15 protein-coding genes are annotated in these 17,983 nt (G+C 41.3%); 4 read left to right on the top strand and 11 right to left on the bottom strand.

Annotated features, from left to right (window positions below; translation table 11 throughout):
• Positions 1–13 precede the first annotated feature (13 nt).
• From CEQ21_RS27170 to CEQ21_RS14910, 6 genes are all read right to left on the bottom strand, one after another.
• On the bottom strand, positions 14–805 hold the full coding sequence (locus CEQ21_RS27170; RefSeq protein ID WP_235907261.1) for an AHH domain-containing protein: 792 nt from the start codon (positions 803–805) through the stop codon (positions 14–16).
• A gap of 192 nt (positions 806–997) precedes the next feature.
• The gene (locus CEQ21_RS14930) at positions 998–1,486 is read right to left on the bottom strand and encodes an antitoxin YezG family protein (protein WP_185765203.1); all 489 of its coding nucleotides are present in this window, start codon (positions 1,484–1,486) and stop codon (positions 998–1,000) included.
• 327 nt (positions 1,487–1,813) lie between these two features.
• On the bottom strand, positions 1,814–2,170 hold the full coding sequence (locus CEQ21_RS14925) for an Imm3 family immunity protein (protein WP_185765202.1): 357 nt from the start codon (positions 2,168–2,170) through the stop codon (positions 1,814–1,816).
• 15 nt (positions 2,171–2,185) lie between these two features.
• Complete coding sequence (locus CEQ21_RS14920) at positions 2,186–4,126, bottom strand: deaminase domain-containing protein (protein WP_185765201.1); 1,941 nt, start codon at positions 4,124–4,126, stop codon at positions 2,186–2,188.
• A gap of 192 nt (positions 4,127–4,318) precedes the next feature.
• Positions 4,319–4,726 carry a YkvA family protein gene (locus tag CEQ21_RS14915; protein ID WP_185765200.1) on the bottom strand — a complete coding sequence of 136 codons (408 nt, stop codon included), beginning with the start codon at positions 4,724–4,726 and terminating at the stop codon, positions 4,319–4,321.
• Between the two features lie 129 nt (positions 4,727–4,855).
• Complete coding sequence (locus CEQ21_RS14910; RefSeq protein ID WP_185765199.1) at positions 4,856–5,782, bottom strand: glycoside hydrolase domain-containing protein; 927 nt, start codon at positions 5,780–5,782, stop codon at positions 4,856–4,858.
• 412 nt (positions 5,783–6,194) lie between these two features.
• Here CEQ21_RS14910 and CEQ21_RS14905 point away from each other — a divergent pair, with 412 nt between their 5' ends.
• The gene (locus CEQ21_RS14905; protein ID WP_185765198.1) at positions 6,195–9,728 is read left to right on the top strand and encodes an Ig-like domain-containing protein; all 3,534 of its coding nucleotides are present in this window, start codon (positions 6,195–6,197) and stop codon (positions 9,726–9,728) included.
• A gap of 155 nt (positions 9,729–9,883) precedes the next feature.
• Here the strand turns inward: CEQ21_RS14905 and galU are convergent, their stop codons facing one another.
• On the bottom strand, positions 9,884–10,780 hold the full coding sequence (gene galU, locus CEQ21_RS14900) for a UTP--glucose-1-phosphate uridylyltransferase GalU (protein ID WP_185765197.1): 897 nt from the start codon (positions 10,778–10,780) through the stop codon (positions 9,884–9,886).
• 304 nt (positions 10,781–11,084) lie between these two features.
• On the opposite strand from galU, the gene CEQ21_RS14895 reads away from it, so the two are divergent.
• Entirely contained in the window at positions 11,085–11,846 is a 762-nt protein-coding gene (locus tag CEQ21_RS14895) for a YtvA family blue-light photoreceptor (RefSeq protein ID WP_268878990.1), read from the top strand.
• 91 nt (positions 11,847–11,937) lie between these two features.
• Positions 11,938–12,102 carry a hypothetical protein gene (locus tag CEQ21_RS14890; RefSeq protein ID WP_185765196.1) on the top strand — a complete coding sequence of 55 codons (165 nt, stop codon included), beginning with the start codon at positions 11,938–11,940 and terminating at the stop codon, positions 12,100–12,102.
• A 191-nt stretch (positions 12,103–12,293) separates the two neighbouring features.
• On the opposite strand, the gene CEQ21_RS14885 is transcribed toward CEQ21_RS14890, so the two are convergent.
• From CEQ21_RS14885 to CEQ21_RS14870, 4 genes are read right to left on the bottom strand one after another with little or no spacing between them, the layout of a single operon-like run.
• Positions 12,294–13,796 carry an arabinosylfuranosidase ArfA gene (locus tag CEQ21_RS14885; protein WP_185765195.1) on the bottom strand — a complete coding sequence of 501 codons (1,503 nt, stop codon included), beginning with the start codon at positions 13,794–13,796 and terminating at the stop codon, positions 12,294–12,296.
• 47 nt (positions 13,797–13,843) lie between these two features.
• Positions 13,844–14,686, bottom strand: coding sequence for a carbohydrate ABC transporter permease (locus CEQ21_RS14880; protein WP_185765194.1), 843 nt, complete (start codon positions 14,684–14,686; stop codon positions 13,844–13,846).
• Positions 14,683–15,612: a carbohydrate ABC transporter permease gene (locus CEQ21_RS14875; RefSeq protein WP_185765193.1), complete on the bottom strand. Its 930-nt coding sequence runs from the start codon at positions 15,610–15,612 to the stop codon at positions 14,683–14,685. The genes CEQ21_RS14880 and CEQ21_RS14875 overlap by 4 nt, the downstream gene beginning before the upstream one ends.
• A 57-nt stretch (positions 15,613–15,669) precedes the next feature.
• Positions 15,670–16,971: an ABC transporter substrate-binding protein gene (locus CEQ21_RS14870; protein WP_185765192.1), complete on the bottom strand. Its 1,302-nt coding sequence runs from the start codon at positions 16,969–16,971 to the stop codon at positions 15,670–15,672.
• 353 nt (positions 16,972–17,324) lie between these two features.
• Here CEQ21_RS14870 and CEQ21_RS14865 point away from each other — a divergent pair, with 353 nt between their 5' ends.
• A complete protein-coding gene (locus CEQ21_RS14865) occupies positions 17,325–17,954 on the top strand; it encodes a YesL family protein (RefSeq protein ID WP_185765191.1) in 630 nt (209 codons plus the stop codon).
• The last annotated feature ends 29 nt before the right edge of the window (positions 17,955–17,983 follow it).

Genomic DNA, 17,983 nt, shown 5'->3' with positions numbered 1-17,983 from the left:
TCCTTTAATTCTATTATCTTCTACTAGCTAATACACCTAATTCTTCAAGAGTTTCAACAATATCGTCAAGGTCACCACCCTCAGATTCAACAGCCCTTAACCGATTCACTACTTCCTCTAAAGCATCAAGACTATGTTGTCCTACTACGGCATTTGGTGCCCAAACAAGGTTTTCCTCCCCAATAATTGGATCTATTCCATACCTTCTTAATATTTCCTGACCTTCTCGAACCAGTTCTTGTTGCTTCTGACCAAGACCTTTTTTAAATAAAATATGATGTGCATGAGGATTTATCATAGCAGAAGGTGGGTCACCTATTAGTCCTCTGAGATACTTACCAAAATCCATTTTAATTAATGCTTCATCATATTCTTTAGTAATGCCTAATTCAGACATCCTTTTTCTAATCTCAGTCAGCTCATCTACACTAAAAGTATTATTCTGTATAGCATTTTTAAGCTTATTCATCTTATTGGCATCTACTTTACCGTTCACAATTATATCATCAAAATAATCACTTACAGTTTTACCCGTACCCTTAACAACATCCCCACTACCACCACTCAACATACTCAAATAACTTTCTTTATCCCCACTAACCATCCCAACACCATCAGCCCTACTCTCAGCCTTCAAGTAGGAATTCACATCACCAACCCCACCCGCAAAGGCCACATTAGGACCAGTATTAAGGCTCCGTCCAAGATCATCCATAAACGCTCTTGAAACGTCCGCTCCTTGCTTGCCGATCTGTACGGTTGAGTTCAGGGCTTGTTGGCCGAGTTTGCCTGCTTCTTTTGCCATGCCTGGGACAAATGGAAGGCCGGCGAAGATGCTTTGGGTTAGGCTTGCTTGGCGTTGTTTTCGGATAGGTCGTCGGCAGATAGGAGGCTGTAGGGAATTTGACTCCTTCATCTAGTTTGACACTGCAAACAAAAAAAACACTTGATCCTTAATACAATCAAGTGCTTTCTGGTTGACCTTTATAGCTTTATATTAAATAGGGTCATTTGGAAATTCAAAATAATACTTATCAATTATAGCTTTATTATTTTCATTGTCTGGTACTTCACCTAAGTATTTATTTTTCCAAATAATCATTTGGTCACTGAAACTATATTCTGTATCAAACCAATCTGTATAGTCAAAATGCACATTTAATTGGCCTGTACTCTCTAATTTTAGAGTAAAAGAGTACCAAAGTTCTTGCTCCTCGTTTTTAAAAACTTCTCTCATTTCTTCCGATAAAGAAAATAGCTTTCTTTTATTTAATTTGAATGATTTTTCGTCTACTTGATATTTAAAAGGAATTTCAAGGCTATATACATTCAATCTTGGATTGGTTGAAGGCTGATAAAAGAAGTAAGTACCCCCACCATCTTCTGAAATTTGAGCATAATAGTAAAATCTCTCCCACTGTTCTGGTATCATTTCATTAACGGTTTCAGCTATCTTTCTATATAAATCATTCAATCTTTGTTCCAACCATTTCAACCTCCCTACTTACGTTTATAATTTTTTCAAACATTTCTTTTCCCTATTTTTTCATACATTATCTCAAATGAGCTTGGTCTCTACGACGTTTCTAGATAAATATTTTCGATTCTTACAGAAACCTTTCTTGGTGGTGTTTCTTTCAAAGCATTAGCCCTTCTGTCTCCATTTAATACCATTGATCAAAAAATCGTTGGTGTCTTTCTTATGGATACTTTAAAATGGCTGTTCCATGCTTTTAATATCGCAGCCATATTTCTTTAACTCTTACTGTATCAACACTTTTACAATTTTTAATCATCACAACTTCGCAAATTACTACTCGGAATAAGGGTTATAATCTATCTCAACCTTGCTAAGACCATCTAGTACTTTCTCTATTCTATTAGTCAAGTCTGCATTTTCTTCATGTGTCAGTTCACTTGTAGCATCTAATTCTTTAAACATACTTAATCTCTTTGTTATCCCTTCAACATATCCAATAAAGACCTTATTTTTGGATAACAATATTTCACCTATAGCAGTATCAACAATAAAGTCTTCTATCTTTCCTAGATTTATATAATCATTAACAGTTCTTGCTATTGCATATTCATGTCCTCTATTTAATTTTAAATAATCATTGTAGTCTTCATTAATAGCCTCAAATATTTCATTATATTCCCAGTCTTCCAAGATATCACTCCTCTTTTATGGTTTAAGTCTTTCACCGTTATTGTGAATAACTTCCAATTCAATATTCTTATATTTATTAGCAAATTCAGCTATTACTTTGCTACAACTGTCACACGTATCTAGTTCTGTGAATAACTTAATTTTACCAGTAGCATTTACATCATCACCCAGTTTTAAAGCAATATCATTCAAAATCTTATACTCAGTGTCAGAATCTCGCATAAAAGGTTTTCCATCTTTACCAGGTGCTAGAGATGCCTCAAAAATTGGCTCATTTGGTTTTAATGAAATTTCAGGAACTTTTTCTTCTAAATCCCCTTTAAATTCATCTATTTTACTCGAAGCATAAAACTCCTTTTTATTTAAACTATTAACATCCACCTCTGCAAGAGCAAAATTACCAGACTTCTTATATTTACTCGATAAATTCCCTCTTAGTTCCTTCAATCTATCAATTATATGTGCTTCTGTTACTGAATCTATTTGTCTAGTTGGATATACTTTACCCGTACCCTTAACAACATCCCCACTACCACCACTCAACATACTCAAATAACTTTCTTTATCCCCACTAACCTTCCCAACACCATCAGCCCTACTCTCAGCCTTCAAGTAAGACCCCACATCACCACCCCCACCAGCAAACGCCACATTAGGACCAGTATTAAGGCTCCGTCCAAGATCATCCATAAATGCTCTTGAAACATCTGCTCCTTGCTTGCCAATCTGTACGGTTGAGTTCAGTGCTTGTTGGCCGAGTTTGCCTGCTTCTTTAGCCATGCCTGGGACAAATGGAAGGCCGGCGAAGATGCTTTGGGTTAGGCTTGCTTGGCGTTGTTCGGCTGTGAGTTCGTTGCCGAACATGTCTTTGCCTGTTGTGTATTCGGATAGACCGTTGGCGGATAGGAGGCCGTAGATGCCCATTTCGGTTTTTTCTAGGGTGCTGAAGGCTTGCACGCTTTTGTAGGTGCTCATTGCATTTTCGGCTGCGTTGATTCCTTTTGCGGCTGAATAGATGCCTTTGCCGCCTTTGACGGCTCTGCCTGCCCAGCCGACGATTGGGATGAAGCCGGCTAATGCCATGCCTCCTGCTGCGATGCGCTGTGCGGTTGACATCTTTTCGCCTGTGACGGGGTCGACTCCTTCAACCGCTCGCTTGTAGTCATAGTAGCCGGTGAATTCCCCGACAAAGGTTTTTACTCCATCCCACACCTTTTCGACTGCAGGGCGTTCGGCGATTTCTCTTGCTTCTTGTTCTTGCTGCTTGTATGTAAGGTAGCTGATGGTGGCTTCTTCTGCCTCTCCCTTCAGCTTGTAGATATCGCTTTGATGATAGGCTTCTGCGTCAAACTGGATTGGTGAAATGCTGCTGCCTTGCTTTGTTGCGCCAAGTAAGGCGCTAAACAGCTGAATGGCATAGGCTTCCTCTCCCTCTGAAGACATATACTCGTCCTTCAGCTCCTGATCGGCTTCTTCTACTGCATCGATTGTTTTTGTTCGCTTTTTGCTGGCATCCATCATTAAGTCGTCGAATTGACTGCGGGAGAAGGGATGTAATGGGACTAGATCGTCAATATCACGAAAGATATTCTCCAGAGCTCGTCTTTGCTCTGTTATCATCTCGTCTGCCTGTCGTTCCTTTTGAGCGAGATCCTCTTCAAGAAAGGCAGTTTCAACTCTTGAGTTGCTGCCTAAATCCTTGTCCTCCAGCTTGCCGCTGACGCCTTCAAAAAAGGCAATTTGTCTGTCAAATAAACGCTGCCAGGCCTCGACGACTTCGATTTGGCCTTGATAGAAGCCTTTGATTGCTTCTGCTCCTTTGCCTTCAAAGTCGTCTAAATCAATCATTTCCTGAAAGGCCCTCTTTAATGATGTAAATTGGTCGCGAAGCTTATCATAATGCTTCGCCCTCTGTTCCATTGCGTCTTGTAAACTTGAAGCATCTAATATTTTCACAGTATCTCCTTTCTTTTTCACAAGGATTCGAACAATTAATCCATCATTATCCGATAGATTACCTAATATCCTTTTATTGTAAAAAAGAAAAAAGCGGTTTTCATATGCCAAAAGATTTATTTTACACCAGTCTAAATACCCATAATTTACTATTGGAGGATTTTCCTAGCTTCCATTTCACCTATAAAAAAGTTAGCCGCCGATTTTCGCATCAATCTCTTGCGTACTCACATTATCTCCAAACCAATTTGCTAATTTCTGTTTTGCCTTTTGTTTCGTATCTTCATCTATATACATGGCTACTTGGATCAATGCAATTCCTAATGCTCCGAGATCATCTGTAAAGCCGATGCCGACTGCCATATCTGGAATTAAATCAACGGGAAGAATGAAATAACCTAATGCTCCAATAATGGTTGTTTTTGCCCTTACTGGCACATCTGGCTTCTTTAACGTGAAATACAAAAGCAGGACGGCATACACGACAGAGGCACCTGCCTTTTTCGCGAACTTCGTAAGCTTACCCCAAAACTTTTCCTCGGAAAAATGCTTTCCCGCGTCCTCCAGCTTCACCTCAAGCTCTTCCTTGTTCTTCTCCATCCCCACTCGCCTCCCTTTTGGTTTTCTTACTTCTATCATACTAAATATTGGCTGTAAATGTATTGCTGTTAGCCTTATTTGGAAAAACTTTCATAAAAAAATACCCCTCGTTATTAAGGGGCAGCATGTCTATTTGACCTGGATCTTTTGGTTTGGATAGATTAGATGGATATTTTTGATTTGTGGATTAAGCTTTTGGAGGGCTTTGAGGCTTGTGCCGTATTTTTGCGCAATTTTAGTGAGGCTTTCGCCTTTTATGACGATATGGTATTTTGCTCCCTCACTTGCCTCAGGATTAATCCACGAGCCTGGTACACCCTTTTGTTTTGTCACATTTACCATTCCTGCTGATTGATTAAAGAGGAAGTAGCTTCCCTTCTTTATAATGCCTTTTTTATTTTTGCCTTGCTTTGCATCTGCGGCTGTCATATAGGCTCCTGTCTCGGTTTTCACCTCAAAGATTGGCACTTCAGATTCCTTGATTGTCCAGCCCCAATCGCCTGGATTTTTGCGGATATCATTTCTGTCAATAAGGACCCCTGCGACTTTAATATTGTTTTCATACTGGTGCATATGGATGAAATCAGCAACCTTCCCATATGACCATGCATATGTCTGCCAATAATAATCGGCCAGTCCCTTGACCGCAAGCATAACTGTATATGAGCCGTAGATTCCTAGCTTATACGTATGAAAGGTTTTACGCACACCGTTGAAATACGCAAGAATATGTGGGATTGCGCTTTTGCCTGCATCGAAGTCAACTGCGAAATAAATGGCTGTTCCTGCTGGCTGGCCGACATTTTGTGCTGCTTTCACTGCATCCCTTCCGTCCTGTCTTCCTTGCTCCTCTGTAAAATAGGATGACCTGTTGGCGCTTTTTTGAAAAATACTGACTAGCTTTAAGCCAGCGTTCCTTATCGCCCTTGCCTCGGCAGCATCAAAGGTCTTCCAGCTGTTTCCAAGATAGCGGGCTGTATAAGCAAACCCTGCTTTCTTTAAAGCACTTGCTGTTGTTATATTTAGCTTTGTCGCACAATCAAACCCTCTTGCCATATTTATCACTCCCCTTTTACCTATATATAGAAGAAATTCTCAATTTTAGGAAGGCTTGTGAGAAAAAATTCTCTGCTTGCGGCATTACCTTTGCGCTGAAAAATGGAAACATGAAGAGTTGTTTACCTCTTCCAGCAAAAGGATGCGGATTGGCTGCAGCCACCCTTTTTTACCAATGATGTTATTTTACCATTTCTGGTTGACCATACTCTGTCTATTAGCCTGCTTTGCTTCGATACTAAGGTCTATTTCCCTGATACTTTTCCCCTCCATAGGCTTTATACCTACGAACTTTTATCACAACTAGGAACAAATGAATAATTTTTCCATTTTTACTAGATATTAATAACTTTTTTCCAAAAAAAGTGCTTTAATAGATTAGTAATCTATTAAAATTTCTAGGGGGTACGAAATGGGAAACAGCAAACGCAAGCTTGGTTCTATCTTTACTTTTTTACTAGCATTTGTTTTAGTTGTCAGCACTTGGACAGCGCTTCCGGCAGCGGCCGCAGAAACAGCTGACGCGGGGGAAACGCTTACAGGTGGCACGACAATCGAGGAAAGCTTTGCAGATGGAGAGAATGTTAAATGGTTTACGTTTACTCCTTCTGCTGAAGACACGAAGAACTTTACACATTATGAATTTACGTTAAATTCTACAGAGGAAATGAATGTTTCTGTTTACTCAAGCCTTGATAAGGCTAATGCAGATGACACATTTGATCAATATCGAAGCTACAGCTATACAGAATCGCCAGCTGTTATTCACTTTCCATTAGCATGGGTCGGCTCTTATTATGTGAAGGTTGAGTATTATCCTTATTATGAAGAGGAAGAGCTAGGACAAGAGGAATTGCCAGAGGGTGAGGAAGAGCTAGGACAAGAGGAATTGCCAGAGGGTGAGGAAGTAGAGCCTGTTGAAGTGGATACTTCCTTTACACTAAAGGCAAAAGGAACAACTCTTGCGCCATCAACAGATATCGAATCAGCAGAGGAATGTCCTGTTGAGCTAAGCACAAGCGAGCAAAAGGATGGTTTAGCTATCTTAAAGGACCTTCGTGAAATCAGAGATTCGATTTTGTCTCAAACAGAGGAAGGCAAAAAGCTATCATCCTTATATTACAAGGTCGCACCTTTCTTAAGCGCGAAAATTATCTTTGACGACCAGCTTCGCAGTGACGTTTTAAAGAATTTGCGCCAGCTGAAACCAATTTATACGGAATTACTTAAAAACGGCACAAGCTCGACGTATACTTTCACAAGCGCAGATGTGAAGGCAATTAACAGTCTCTACAAATATACGTATGATGCAGCTCCAGATGCTTTGAAGGAGCAACTGAAAAAGACAGAATCAAAAATCAAAATCAGCAATTTAGAGGATAAAACACTATCAAGTGTGTTTTCTAAATTGGGAGCTTCCACAACCGCTATTTCCAACAAGAACACTTCCAACAAGTATATCGTTAAGCTGAAAGCAGGCAAAAGCCTGTCTACCTTTAAAAGAAGCGCACAATCCACACAAAGTGAAACAATCGAAAACTTAAACACCTCTGATAAAATCGCAGACGATTTATATGTAATCGATCTCGGCAGTGAGGTCAAAGCAAATGGCTATTCTGCACAGGCAAAAAACAGCATCGTCAACTCTGTGAAAAAATCATCGGCGGTTGAATATGTGGAACAAATACAAACATATAAAGCATTAGGAACAACAAGCGATGTTTCTAGTCCATACCAATGGTCACTTTCCAACACTGGCCAAACACAAGGTACGAGCGGTGCAGATATCCAATTCGGACCACTTCACTCCCTGCTTCATGCAGCAAAACCAAGTGAAACAGTTATCGCTGTTGTTGATACTGGTGTTGACAGCACACTTGCTGACCTTAACAATGTTTTGGCAACTGAAGGCTATAACTATATTGGCAACAATAATAATGCGTTAGATGATAATGGGCATGGAACACATGTGAGCGGCATTATCGCAGCAGGCATGGATAACGGCTACTCTATTTCCGGCATTCATTCTAATGCGAAGATCCTTCCTGTCAAGGTTCTTGACGCAAGCGGCTATGGGGACACAGAACAAATTGCCAAAGGAATTAAATATGCTGTTGATAAAGGCGCAAAGGTTATCAACTTAAGTCTTGGCGGCACATACAGCAGAACATTGGAATATATGCTGCAATATGCGTACAAGCATAATGTCACAATCGTTGCGGCGACAGGAAATGACGGCTATGAAGAATTAGGCTATCCAGCATCAAGCAAATATGCGACTTCTGTTGGAGCTACAAATGATATGGATCTTGTATCCGATTATTCAAACTATGGCATTGGAACAGACTTAGTCGCACCAGGTACAAATATCCCAAGTCTTGTGCCAAACGGCAATGTCACATACTTCAGCGGCACGTCGATGGCAACACCGCATGTTGCAGCAGCAGCAGGACTGCTTCTATCTTTGAACAATAACTTAAAGCCAGCAGAGGTAGAAAAAATCCTGACGGAAACAGCGAAAGACGTTGCATTTGAGGAGCAGGACAACCCGTACAAGTTTGAAGAAACTTTCGTTGAAATTACCGAGGACGGCGAGGTTATTTATGAAGAGGGAGACTCTCTTCCTCCAGGCTATGATTATGTTACTGGCTGGGGTCGTCTTGATGCCTATGGCGCCTACAGCGCATTATTGCTGAAAGCAACTGTTGGGGATATTTATAACAGCAGCTATGCAATTAAAGGAACGGCTGAAAGCGGCACGGCTGTCAGTGTGAAAATTGGCAAGGAAGTGAAAAAGGCAACAGCAGACAAAAAAGGTAATTACAAAATCGAGATTCCAATACAAAAGGCAGAAGGTCTGCTTGAAGTAGCATTTGAGAAAACAGTAAATGGTGTTAAAGCGAAAGCAACGATTCGCACAAGCGTGCTGGAGGATACAACACCTCCTAATGCACCGAAGGTCAATAAAGTTGGCGATAATGACACGAAGGTAACAGGTACAGCAGAGGAATATGCGACAATTACGGTTAAAGCGAACAAGAAAACAATCGGCACAGCGAAAGCAGATAATGCTGGCAAGTTCTCTGTCAAAATCGCCAAGCAAAAGCAGGGCACAAAGCTAAGCGTTACAGCAACGGACGGCGCGAAGCTGACAGGCAAGGCTGCATCTGTTACAGTTGGCGACAGCACACCACCTGCAGCACCGACTGTTACAGGTACAATTAGTGACAAGAGCACAAAAGTAGAAGGAAAAGCAGAGGCTAATGCTTCTATCGACATTAAAGACGGCAAAAAGGCTGTTGCAAGCGGCAAAGCCAACAGCAAAGGCGCTTACTCGATCACGATTAAAAAACAAAAGGCTGGCACAAAGCTAAGCATTACTGCAACAGATAAAGCAGGTAACACAAGCAAAGCGAAAGCAGTCACTGTCGCAGACAAAACCGCTCCTAGCGCGCCAACTGTGAGCGGTACAATTGGTGACAACAGCACAAAAGTGACTGGCAAAGCAGAAGCGAATGCTTCCATTGAAATTAAAGATGGCAAAAAGAAGATTGCAAGTGGGAAAGCAGACAGCAAAGGCGCTTACTCAATCAAGATTGGTAAGCAAAAGGCTGGCGTAAAGCTGAGCATTACAGCGAAGGATAAAGCGGGCAACATCAGCAAAGCAAAAACAGTTACAGTTGCTGACAAGACGGCTCCAAGTGCTCCTAAAGTGAACAATGTGACAACAGTAACGACGAAGGTCACAGGCAGCACAGAAGCAAACGCAACAGTGACAATCAAGGTGAACAATAAAGTACTTGCAACAGGAAAAGCAGACAAAAAAGGCAGCTACTCTATCACAATCAAAAAACAAAAGGAAAAAACAGTCCTTGCTGTTACAGCAACAGACAAGGCTGGTAACATCAGCAAAGTGACAGAAAAGAAGGTTGCGAAGGCTAAATAACAGAAGAAGCCAGACACAGAGTAATCTGCCGTCTGGCTTTTTAGCGTTTAACTGCTTTACAACAACTTGCTTCCTTTTCAACTTAAAAGTGGAAAGTGAACAAAAATAGAACAAAAAAGAACAGGACAGCTGCCTGCCCTGTTCTTTCTTTATGATTAGATGATTTTCACTTCTGCATTCTCATGCTTTGCCATAAGCTGCTTCATGTAATCGATCAGTTCTTGTTTCATTTCGTCCTGTTGCAGGGCGAATTCTAATGTTGTTTTTACGAAGCCAAGCTTTTCACCAACATCGTAGCGGCTGCCTGCGAAGTCGTAAGCAAATACTCGTTGAATTTGGTTCAGCTCTTGGATTGCATCTGTCAGCTGAATTTCACCGCCTGCTCCTGTTTGCTGCTTCTCAAGGAACATGAAGATTTCTGGTGTAAGTACGTAGCGGCCCATAATTGCCAGGTTAGATGGTGCAGTTCCACGCTTTGGCTTTTCAATGAAGTTCTTAACTTGATAGCGTCTGCCTTCCTGCTGGATCGGATCAACGATTCCGTAACGGTCTGTATCGCTGTCAGGCACCGTTTGAACTCCAATCACAGGTGAAAGTGTTTCTTCATATTGGTCAATAAGCTGCTTCAAGCAAGGTGTATCACTTTGTACGATATCGTCGCCCAATAATACAGCAAATGGCTCATTGCCAATAAAGCTTTTCGCACACCAAACAGCATGGCCAAGTCCTTTTGGCTCCTTTTGGCGGATATAATGGATATCAGCAAGATTTGAAGAGTATTGTACCTTTTCTAACAGGTCAAACTTCTTCTTCTCTAACAGGTTTTGCTCTAATTCATGAGCATAGTCAAAATGATCTTCAATCGCTCTTTTTCCTTTTCCTGTTACGATGATGATGTCCTCAATGCCGGAAGCAATTGCTTCCTCCACGATATACTGAATTGTTGGCTTATCAACAATCGGCAGCATTTCCTTTGGCATCGCCTTTGTTGCAGGCAGGAATCTTGTCCCTAAACCAGCTGCTGGAATAATTGCTTTTCTTACGTGTTTCATTTTACCCTCTCCTGTCTGGTCTAATTAAAGAAATTATAATATGTAAGCTTTAATTTTTGCTTAATAATATGTTCTTAATAACGTACAATTATGGTAACATTTTTCCTTATAAAAGCAAAGGGTTTTTACTAAAATTTATCATTTTTAAATATAATGGTATCAATTGTAACAAATTAGTTGCATATATCCATTTTTTGTTTAAGTGCCAACTATGGTCAATGTCTTTTTCGTTTTGTTATAATGGATAATAGAATAGGGAAGAAAACAGAAGGAGGTAACGGATATCCAACAACATTATTCTGACATGTTCAGGGACAGCTTTATAAGGGAAGCAGTGGAAAGGGTCGGAACAGGCATTGTTATCACAGACCCGAGTATCGCTGATAACCCGATTATTTATGTTAACAAAGGTTTCGAACGATTGACTGGTTATAAAGCAATAGACATTCTTGGCAAGAACTGCCGCTTTCTTCAAGGCGCTGACAGAAATCAAGGTGCTGTTACAGCACTGCGGAATGCTATTAAAGAGGAAAAGCATATTGTTGTGCAATTGCGCAATTATCGTAAGGATGGTCAATTGTTCTGGAATGAACTTGAGCTTTCACCCATTCGTATCGGAGAAGACAATAAGCTGTTTTTTGTCGGAATACAAAAGGACATAACAGAAAGAAAGGAATCTGAGCAGCTTATCAGCGAGTATTTAGAGCAGATAGCCAATCTTTCTACACCTATCATTTCCATTAATGAAAAGACATCCATTTTACCACTTATCGGTGATCTATCAATGGACCGGTTTGATCAGCTTGTTAAAGATATCGCGATTTATGTAGGAAATTCTAAAGAAGATTATTTCATCATTGATTTGCAAGGCTTATTAAAATATGATGAGGTCGTACATAATGGTCTTAAAATGATTAACGATATTCTCGCATTGATGGGAACAGAGCTCATCATCAGCGGTGTCCAAGTGAAAATGGCACAAGACACAATCAATTATACAAATGGCAATGATTTAAATATCCGTTTTTTCCAATCATGCAAACAAGCACTGCAATCTTTAAAATAAACTATTACCAGCCTCTTTTTAATGAAAGGGGCTGTTTTTGCATACATAGCTTCACTTCTTAGCACACTAAGAAAAAAGGAGTTGAATGATCGTGCAATTTTTGTTTAGTTTTATGCAAATGCTGTTTTCGAGTGTTCTCCTTAAGCGCAATCTCGACTGGCACAGAAGGCTTGTTGCTGTCGCCTTTCCAATCTTTTTCCTTGCGCTTTTGGCCCAGGCTGAATATATCATCTATCGTACAAAGAGAAATGGCTGATAATATTCATATAGTTTTTACATTAAGTACGTATTTTGTTCATATTTGTCCATTATGATGGAAGTAGCGTGGATAGCATGCGTGGCTATCATTGGCATTTGGCGTAGGTGGGGCCGATGCTGCAAAAATAAACTAATAAAGTCTTTGTCTACATAAACAGCCATGCTCGGACGAGCATGGCTGTTCCCAATTTATTTCGCCAGGCGGATAACATTCCAGGAAAGCTTTGGCAGCATTGCTGAAAGCGCACCGTCCCTTAGACTTGCGTCACCGTTTGTATGTGGCTTAACGGCTTCTGCTTTTGCTGAGTTTGTTTGCTTAATATCGTCATTTTCGAGGACGATATGCTCTATCACTTTATAGCCTTCAAAGTTGCGAATATCACACTCCAACAGCAAGCTGTCTTGAAGGTCTCTGTTGACTGCAAAAATCGTCAGCTCCTCGTTTTCTTCATTATAGACAGCAGTTGATTCTAATGTCGGTACATCTGTGAAATCCTTGCTGTCATATTTTGGACTGGAAATAATCGGATTTAAGGCAACACCTCTGCCATAAACGGAGGCATGCATATATGGATAGAAAATCGTCTGCTTCCAGGCTGGACCGTTCTCCTCTGTCATAATTGGCGCAATTACATTCACAAGCTGTGCAAGACATGCAATCTTCACCCTGTCAGCATGCTTGAGCATTGTTATCAGCATACAGCCGACAAGCAGCGCATCCTCAAAATTATAAATATCCTCAAGCTGCGGTGGTGCGACTGTCCACGGCTCAATCAGCTTATCTGCTTCTCTTGAGTGGTACCACACATTCCACTCGTCAAAGGACAAATGAATTTTCTTTTTGCTGCGTTTTTTGGCTTTAATATAATCAGCGATCGACACAACGGACGATATGAAGTCATCCATCTCTAAAGACAGCGCTAAATAGTTGCTGATATCATTGCTGTGATTACCGTAATATTGATGCAAGGAAATATACTCGACATGGTCATACGTATGCTCTAAAACAGTTGCTTCCCATTCTGCAAATGTCGGCATGCTTCTATTCGAGCTACCGCAGGCAACGAGCTCAATATCAGGGTCGACCCATTTCATGGCCTTTGCCGCTTCCTGAGCAATCCGGCCATATTCAGCCGCTGTCTTATGACCGATTTGCCACGGACCATCCATCTCATTTCCTAAACACCATGTTTTGATTTTATGCGGCTCACGGTAACCGTGACTTATGCGCAAATCACTATAGTAAGAACCGCTGTCATGGTTACAGTATTCAACCAGATTCCGCGCTGCGTCAATTCCTCTTGTCCCGAGGTTAACTGCCATATTCACCTCTGCCCCTGCCTGCTTCGCCCACTCCATGAACTCATTTGTGCCAACAACATTCGGCTCTGTCGTCCGCCAAGCAAGCTCAAGGCGGCGCGGTCTGTCTTCAACAGGACCAACTCCGTCCTCCCAGTTGTAGCCTGACACGAAGTTTCCGCCAGGATAGCGGATCAATGGAACCTGAAGCTCTTTTATCAAGCTTGTCACGTCCTTGCGAAAGCCCTGTTCATCTGCATCCGGATGACCTGGCTCATATATGCCGCCATACACAGCTCTGCCGAGATGCTCAATGAATGATCCATAAATTCGGTTATCTATTTCAGCAATTTTAAAATCCTTTTCTAAAATCATCTTCGCTTTTTTCGTCATGAATGTTTCTTCCCTTCGCATATGGTTTTTATTTTAGTTTTTAGTTGTTATCCCTTCACACCGCCGGCAGTCATGCCTTCAATAAAGTAGCGCTGGAAGAAAATATACAGAAGCAGCACTGGGAATATTGCCATAACAGACCCAGCAATCAGCACATCATAGTTGTTGCCGTATGGTGTCAGCAATGTCGACAGCCCGATCGGCAATGTTAAATTTTCGCTTGACCGTAAAACAATCAACGGCCACAGGAAGTTATTCCAGCTTCCAAGTGCTTGCAGAATTGCCATCGAAGAAAAGGCCGGTGTCATTAACGGCATCATCACACGGAAGAAAATGCCGATTTCTGTACAGCCATCGACCCGTGCCGCATCGAGTAAATCACGAGGCAGGCCGCTTGCGTACTGTCGGAAAAAGAAAATGGGAATCGGCGCAACGACAAACGGCAGAAACGCGCCAACTAATGTGTCCATTAAGCCAAGGCTCATTGTCAGCTTATATAATGGAAGCATGATGATTTCGACTGGAATCATCATCACAATTAAAACGAGTCCAAAGACAATATTCTTTAGCTTAAAGTCATAAACAGCAAGGCCATAGCCAACCATGCTTGTCAAAAGCAGGCAGGATAAAGTAGAAGCAATCGTAATGATGATGCTGTTTTTATACCAAATGAAATAATCTGTTTCGCCGTTGAACAAATAAGAATAGTTATCCAATGATAAAAGGTCTGCCTGCAGCTTAAGATTCAGCCCGTACCTCATAATTTCCGTTGATGGCTTCAAGGAGCCAAGTGTGATCGCAAAGAGCGGGAATAAGGCGAAAATGCCGATTACTACAAACAGCAGGATAAGCAGGATGGACGACAGCTTCCACTTTTTTTTCGGTTTCATCCTTGTTCCTCCTTTTTGAACATGCCGAAGAACTTCAGCTGGATCAAGGTGATAATCAGGGTGATGACAAGCAAGGCAATCCCAACAGCAGAGCCGAAGCCGAGATTATTCTGCTCAATCCCTTTTTGGTACAAATAACCGACAATCGTCAGTCCAATATTATTAGGCGATCTGTTGCTGCCATAAAGCATATAGCTCTCAGCAAACATCGAGAAGCCGCCGTAAATGCTGATTGTAAAAACATAAATGCTGATTGGTTTTAATAATGGCAGTGTTATATGGTAGAACTTCCTCGAAGTCGTGGCACCGTCCACCTCGGCAGACTCATAAAGCTCCCGCGGAATATTTTGCAGTCCTGCGAGGAAATACAGGATGTTAATCCCCATCCACTTCCAGGTTGCCAGCACAACAAGCACGAACATGCTTGTGCCGCCATGGTTCAGCCATGCCTTTGGCTCCATGCCAAAGTTCGTTAAAATCGAGTTCAGCAATGCCCCATCTTGTCCGCCGAAGATTAAGCGGAAGATCATCCCGGCAACAACGACAGATGTCAGTGCGGGTATGAAGGTTACAGAGCGGAAGAAGTTCTTCGCAAACATCAGCTTTGAATTCAGGAAAACAGCAAGCACAAGCGGCACTGGAATTAAGATAATTAAGGTCAAAAGCGTATAAACAGTGCTGTTGCGAATCGCTGTTAGGAAGGTTGGGTTCCATAACTCCTTATAGTTGTCTAAACCGATGAAGGTCGTTTGTCCTGGCAGTACCTCCTGAAAGCTCATGATAACCGTTGTAGCAACTGGATAAGCAAAAAAGATCAGGAAAGACAGGATGAATGGAAAGATAAAAAAGTAAGGCGCTGCATTTTGCGAATAGAGAAGACTTCTTTTCTTCTGTTTCCTAACACCCTGTCTGCTGCTTGCTTCCATATTAAATCCCCCCTTAATAGGCAGGAGGCAAAGGCAATTTGCCTCCTGGAGATATCGTTATTTAATCTGACTTGCTGCCTCCTCGAGCGCCTGCTTCGGATCCTTCATTTCCACTAATGTCTGGAACAAAATCGTCGTCTTGACAGCATTGGAGACATCTGGCGTTCTTTCGCCAATATTGACACCTTCGATTTCATCCTTCACCTCAAGCAATGTCTCGAAAATATTCGGACCGAAATATTCCGTGAATTTATTCTCCTCATTCACTTCCGGTAAATCCCACACATCAGAGCGAATTGGGTCAAAGCCAAGCTGCTTCCAAATTTCAATATTTCCTTCCTTCGATAGCTTCGCATAGGCAAGGAATTTCTTCGCAACATCTGGATCTTTAGATTGGTTTGTTACAACAGTGCCTGTTCCGCCCATCCCTGCAGAGCGAGGAGCACCTTCAGACCAAGCAGGCATTGGTTTAATTACGATTTTGCCTTTCAAATCAGGCATATAGTCAGTGAATCTGCCCATATACCACATTGGCATCCATACAGACGCTGCTCCGCCATTATTCATGAAGCCGTAATATTCCTCTGAGTGATGGTCATTGCCTGGAGACGGAATCGCAATGCCTTCTTTGACAAGGTCTTGCTCATATTGCAGCACCTCAACAATACGTGGATCTGTCAGGTTCACCTCGCCATTTTCCTTCAATAGGTCATCCTTGCCTTCAAGCTGAGCAACCTGCGGCCAGAACGACCATTGGTCTTCAATATCAAGTGTTGTCATTGGAATGCCTGTTTTCTCAAGAACTGTTTTGCCTGCTTCCTTATAGTCAGCCCATGTTTTAATGTCATCTGGATTGACGCCGGCTTTATCCATAATTTCTTTATTGTAATAAATAACTGCAGCACCAACGTGGAAGTCAATTCCATATGTCTTGCCATCTTTTGCGTAAATATCAAGGCGTGATTGTACAATATTTTCCTTTTCCGGCTCAATCACATCATCTAACGGCAGAATCTGTGGCTCTCCTTTTAAGAAGTTGCCGAATTTCGAGATTTCCACATCAGAAATATCCGGAGCTCCCTTGCCTGACTGCAGCGCAACAAGCAGCTTATTATGCAAATCCTCGTAAGGATATGTAGTGGCTTTAAGGCTGATTTGGTCATCAGGATTCTCCTCATTCCACTTCTCTGCCATATGCTCATAATATTGTTCATGGAGCTCATTGAACGTCCATAATTCAATCTTTGTTCCTTTACCGCCGTTCGAATAGCCTTTATCCGAACTGCCCTTATTACAGCCTGCTAAAAACATGGAGCTTACTAGAATGATAGCCAGCATACCTAAAAGACCCTTTTTCATTCCTCTTCCTCCTTATAGCTTGTTGAAAAAACACTTTATTTTAAAAAAACGTAAAATGTTTTACACATGTTAATAGTATTAACCTGTCTTCTTAAAAATGTATGCGTTTTCATAAATGAGTAAATCGTCTAGGATAATGGTTTTCTAAAGCGTAAAAAGTCATTATCTTTTTGTACATATTTTGTGAGTTTCCCTTTAGGTCAAGCAAAAAAGACAGTTTCTCGCTAATTGCAAAGGAGGAAAGGAGGATTTTTGATATTTTTTATATTATTAGCGAGTTCCTAACATACACATAAACAGAAAGCCTCTATTATTTTAGGTTTTGTTAAAAGAAAACAAAAGGAGGACCACCTATGAAGGCTGTGCTCGTCGATTCTATTTATTCTGTTTCTAATTGGATTTTGCGGTTTTTATATGTTCATCTATTATGGATGCTATTTTCCGTTGTGGGACTCGCTGTCGCCGGTTTCTTCCCTGCGACTGTCAGTCTGTTTTCGGTTATGCGTAAATGGCTGCTTGGTGAATCAAGCTTTCCGATTTTCTCTACCTTTCTATCTGTCTATAAAAAGGAATTTGTGAAAAGCAATCTTCTCGGCCTGCTGCTCATTTTTGGCGGGGCTGTCCTGTATGCAGATTTGCTGGCACTTCAGCATACAACAATTACCTTCTTACAATATCTCTACTTTCCTGTTCTTTTTATCGCCTTGCTTTATGCCTGCAGTGTTCTTACCTTTTTTACGATGTATGTTCACTATGAGCTAAAAGGGCTTCATATCATTAAAAACGCCCTGCTGTTTACACTGGCAATGCCCCTTGCCTGCGCTAAAATGGTTGGCGGACTATTAATCATTGTTTATGTGCTGATTACCTTTCCAGGAAGCATTATTCTATTTGGCGCAAGTGTGCCTGCCTTTTTCATGATGTGGACCAGCTTAAAGGCATTTTCTCGATATGAACAAAAACGAACCAAGCAACTGACATAAACTCTCAAGTCAAGAAAGAAGGTAGTTTA

Origin of the sequence: Niallia circulans, assembly GCF_007273535.1 — a bacterium.
GTDB lineage: Bacteria > Bacillota > Bacilli > Bacillales > Cytobacillaceae > Niallia > Niallia circulans_B.
This window is presented reverse-complemented; position numbering and strand designations above follow the sequence as displayed.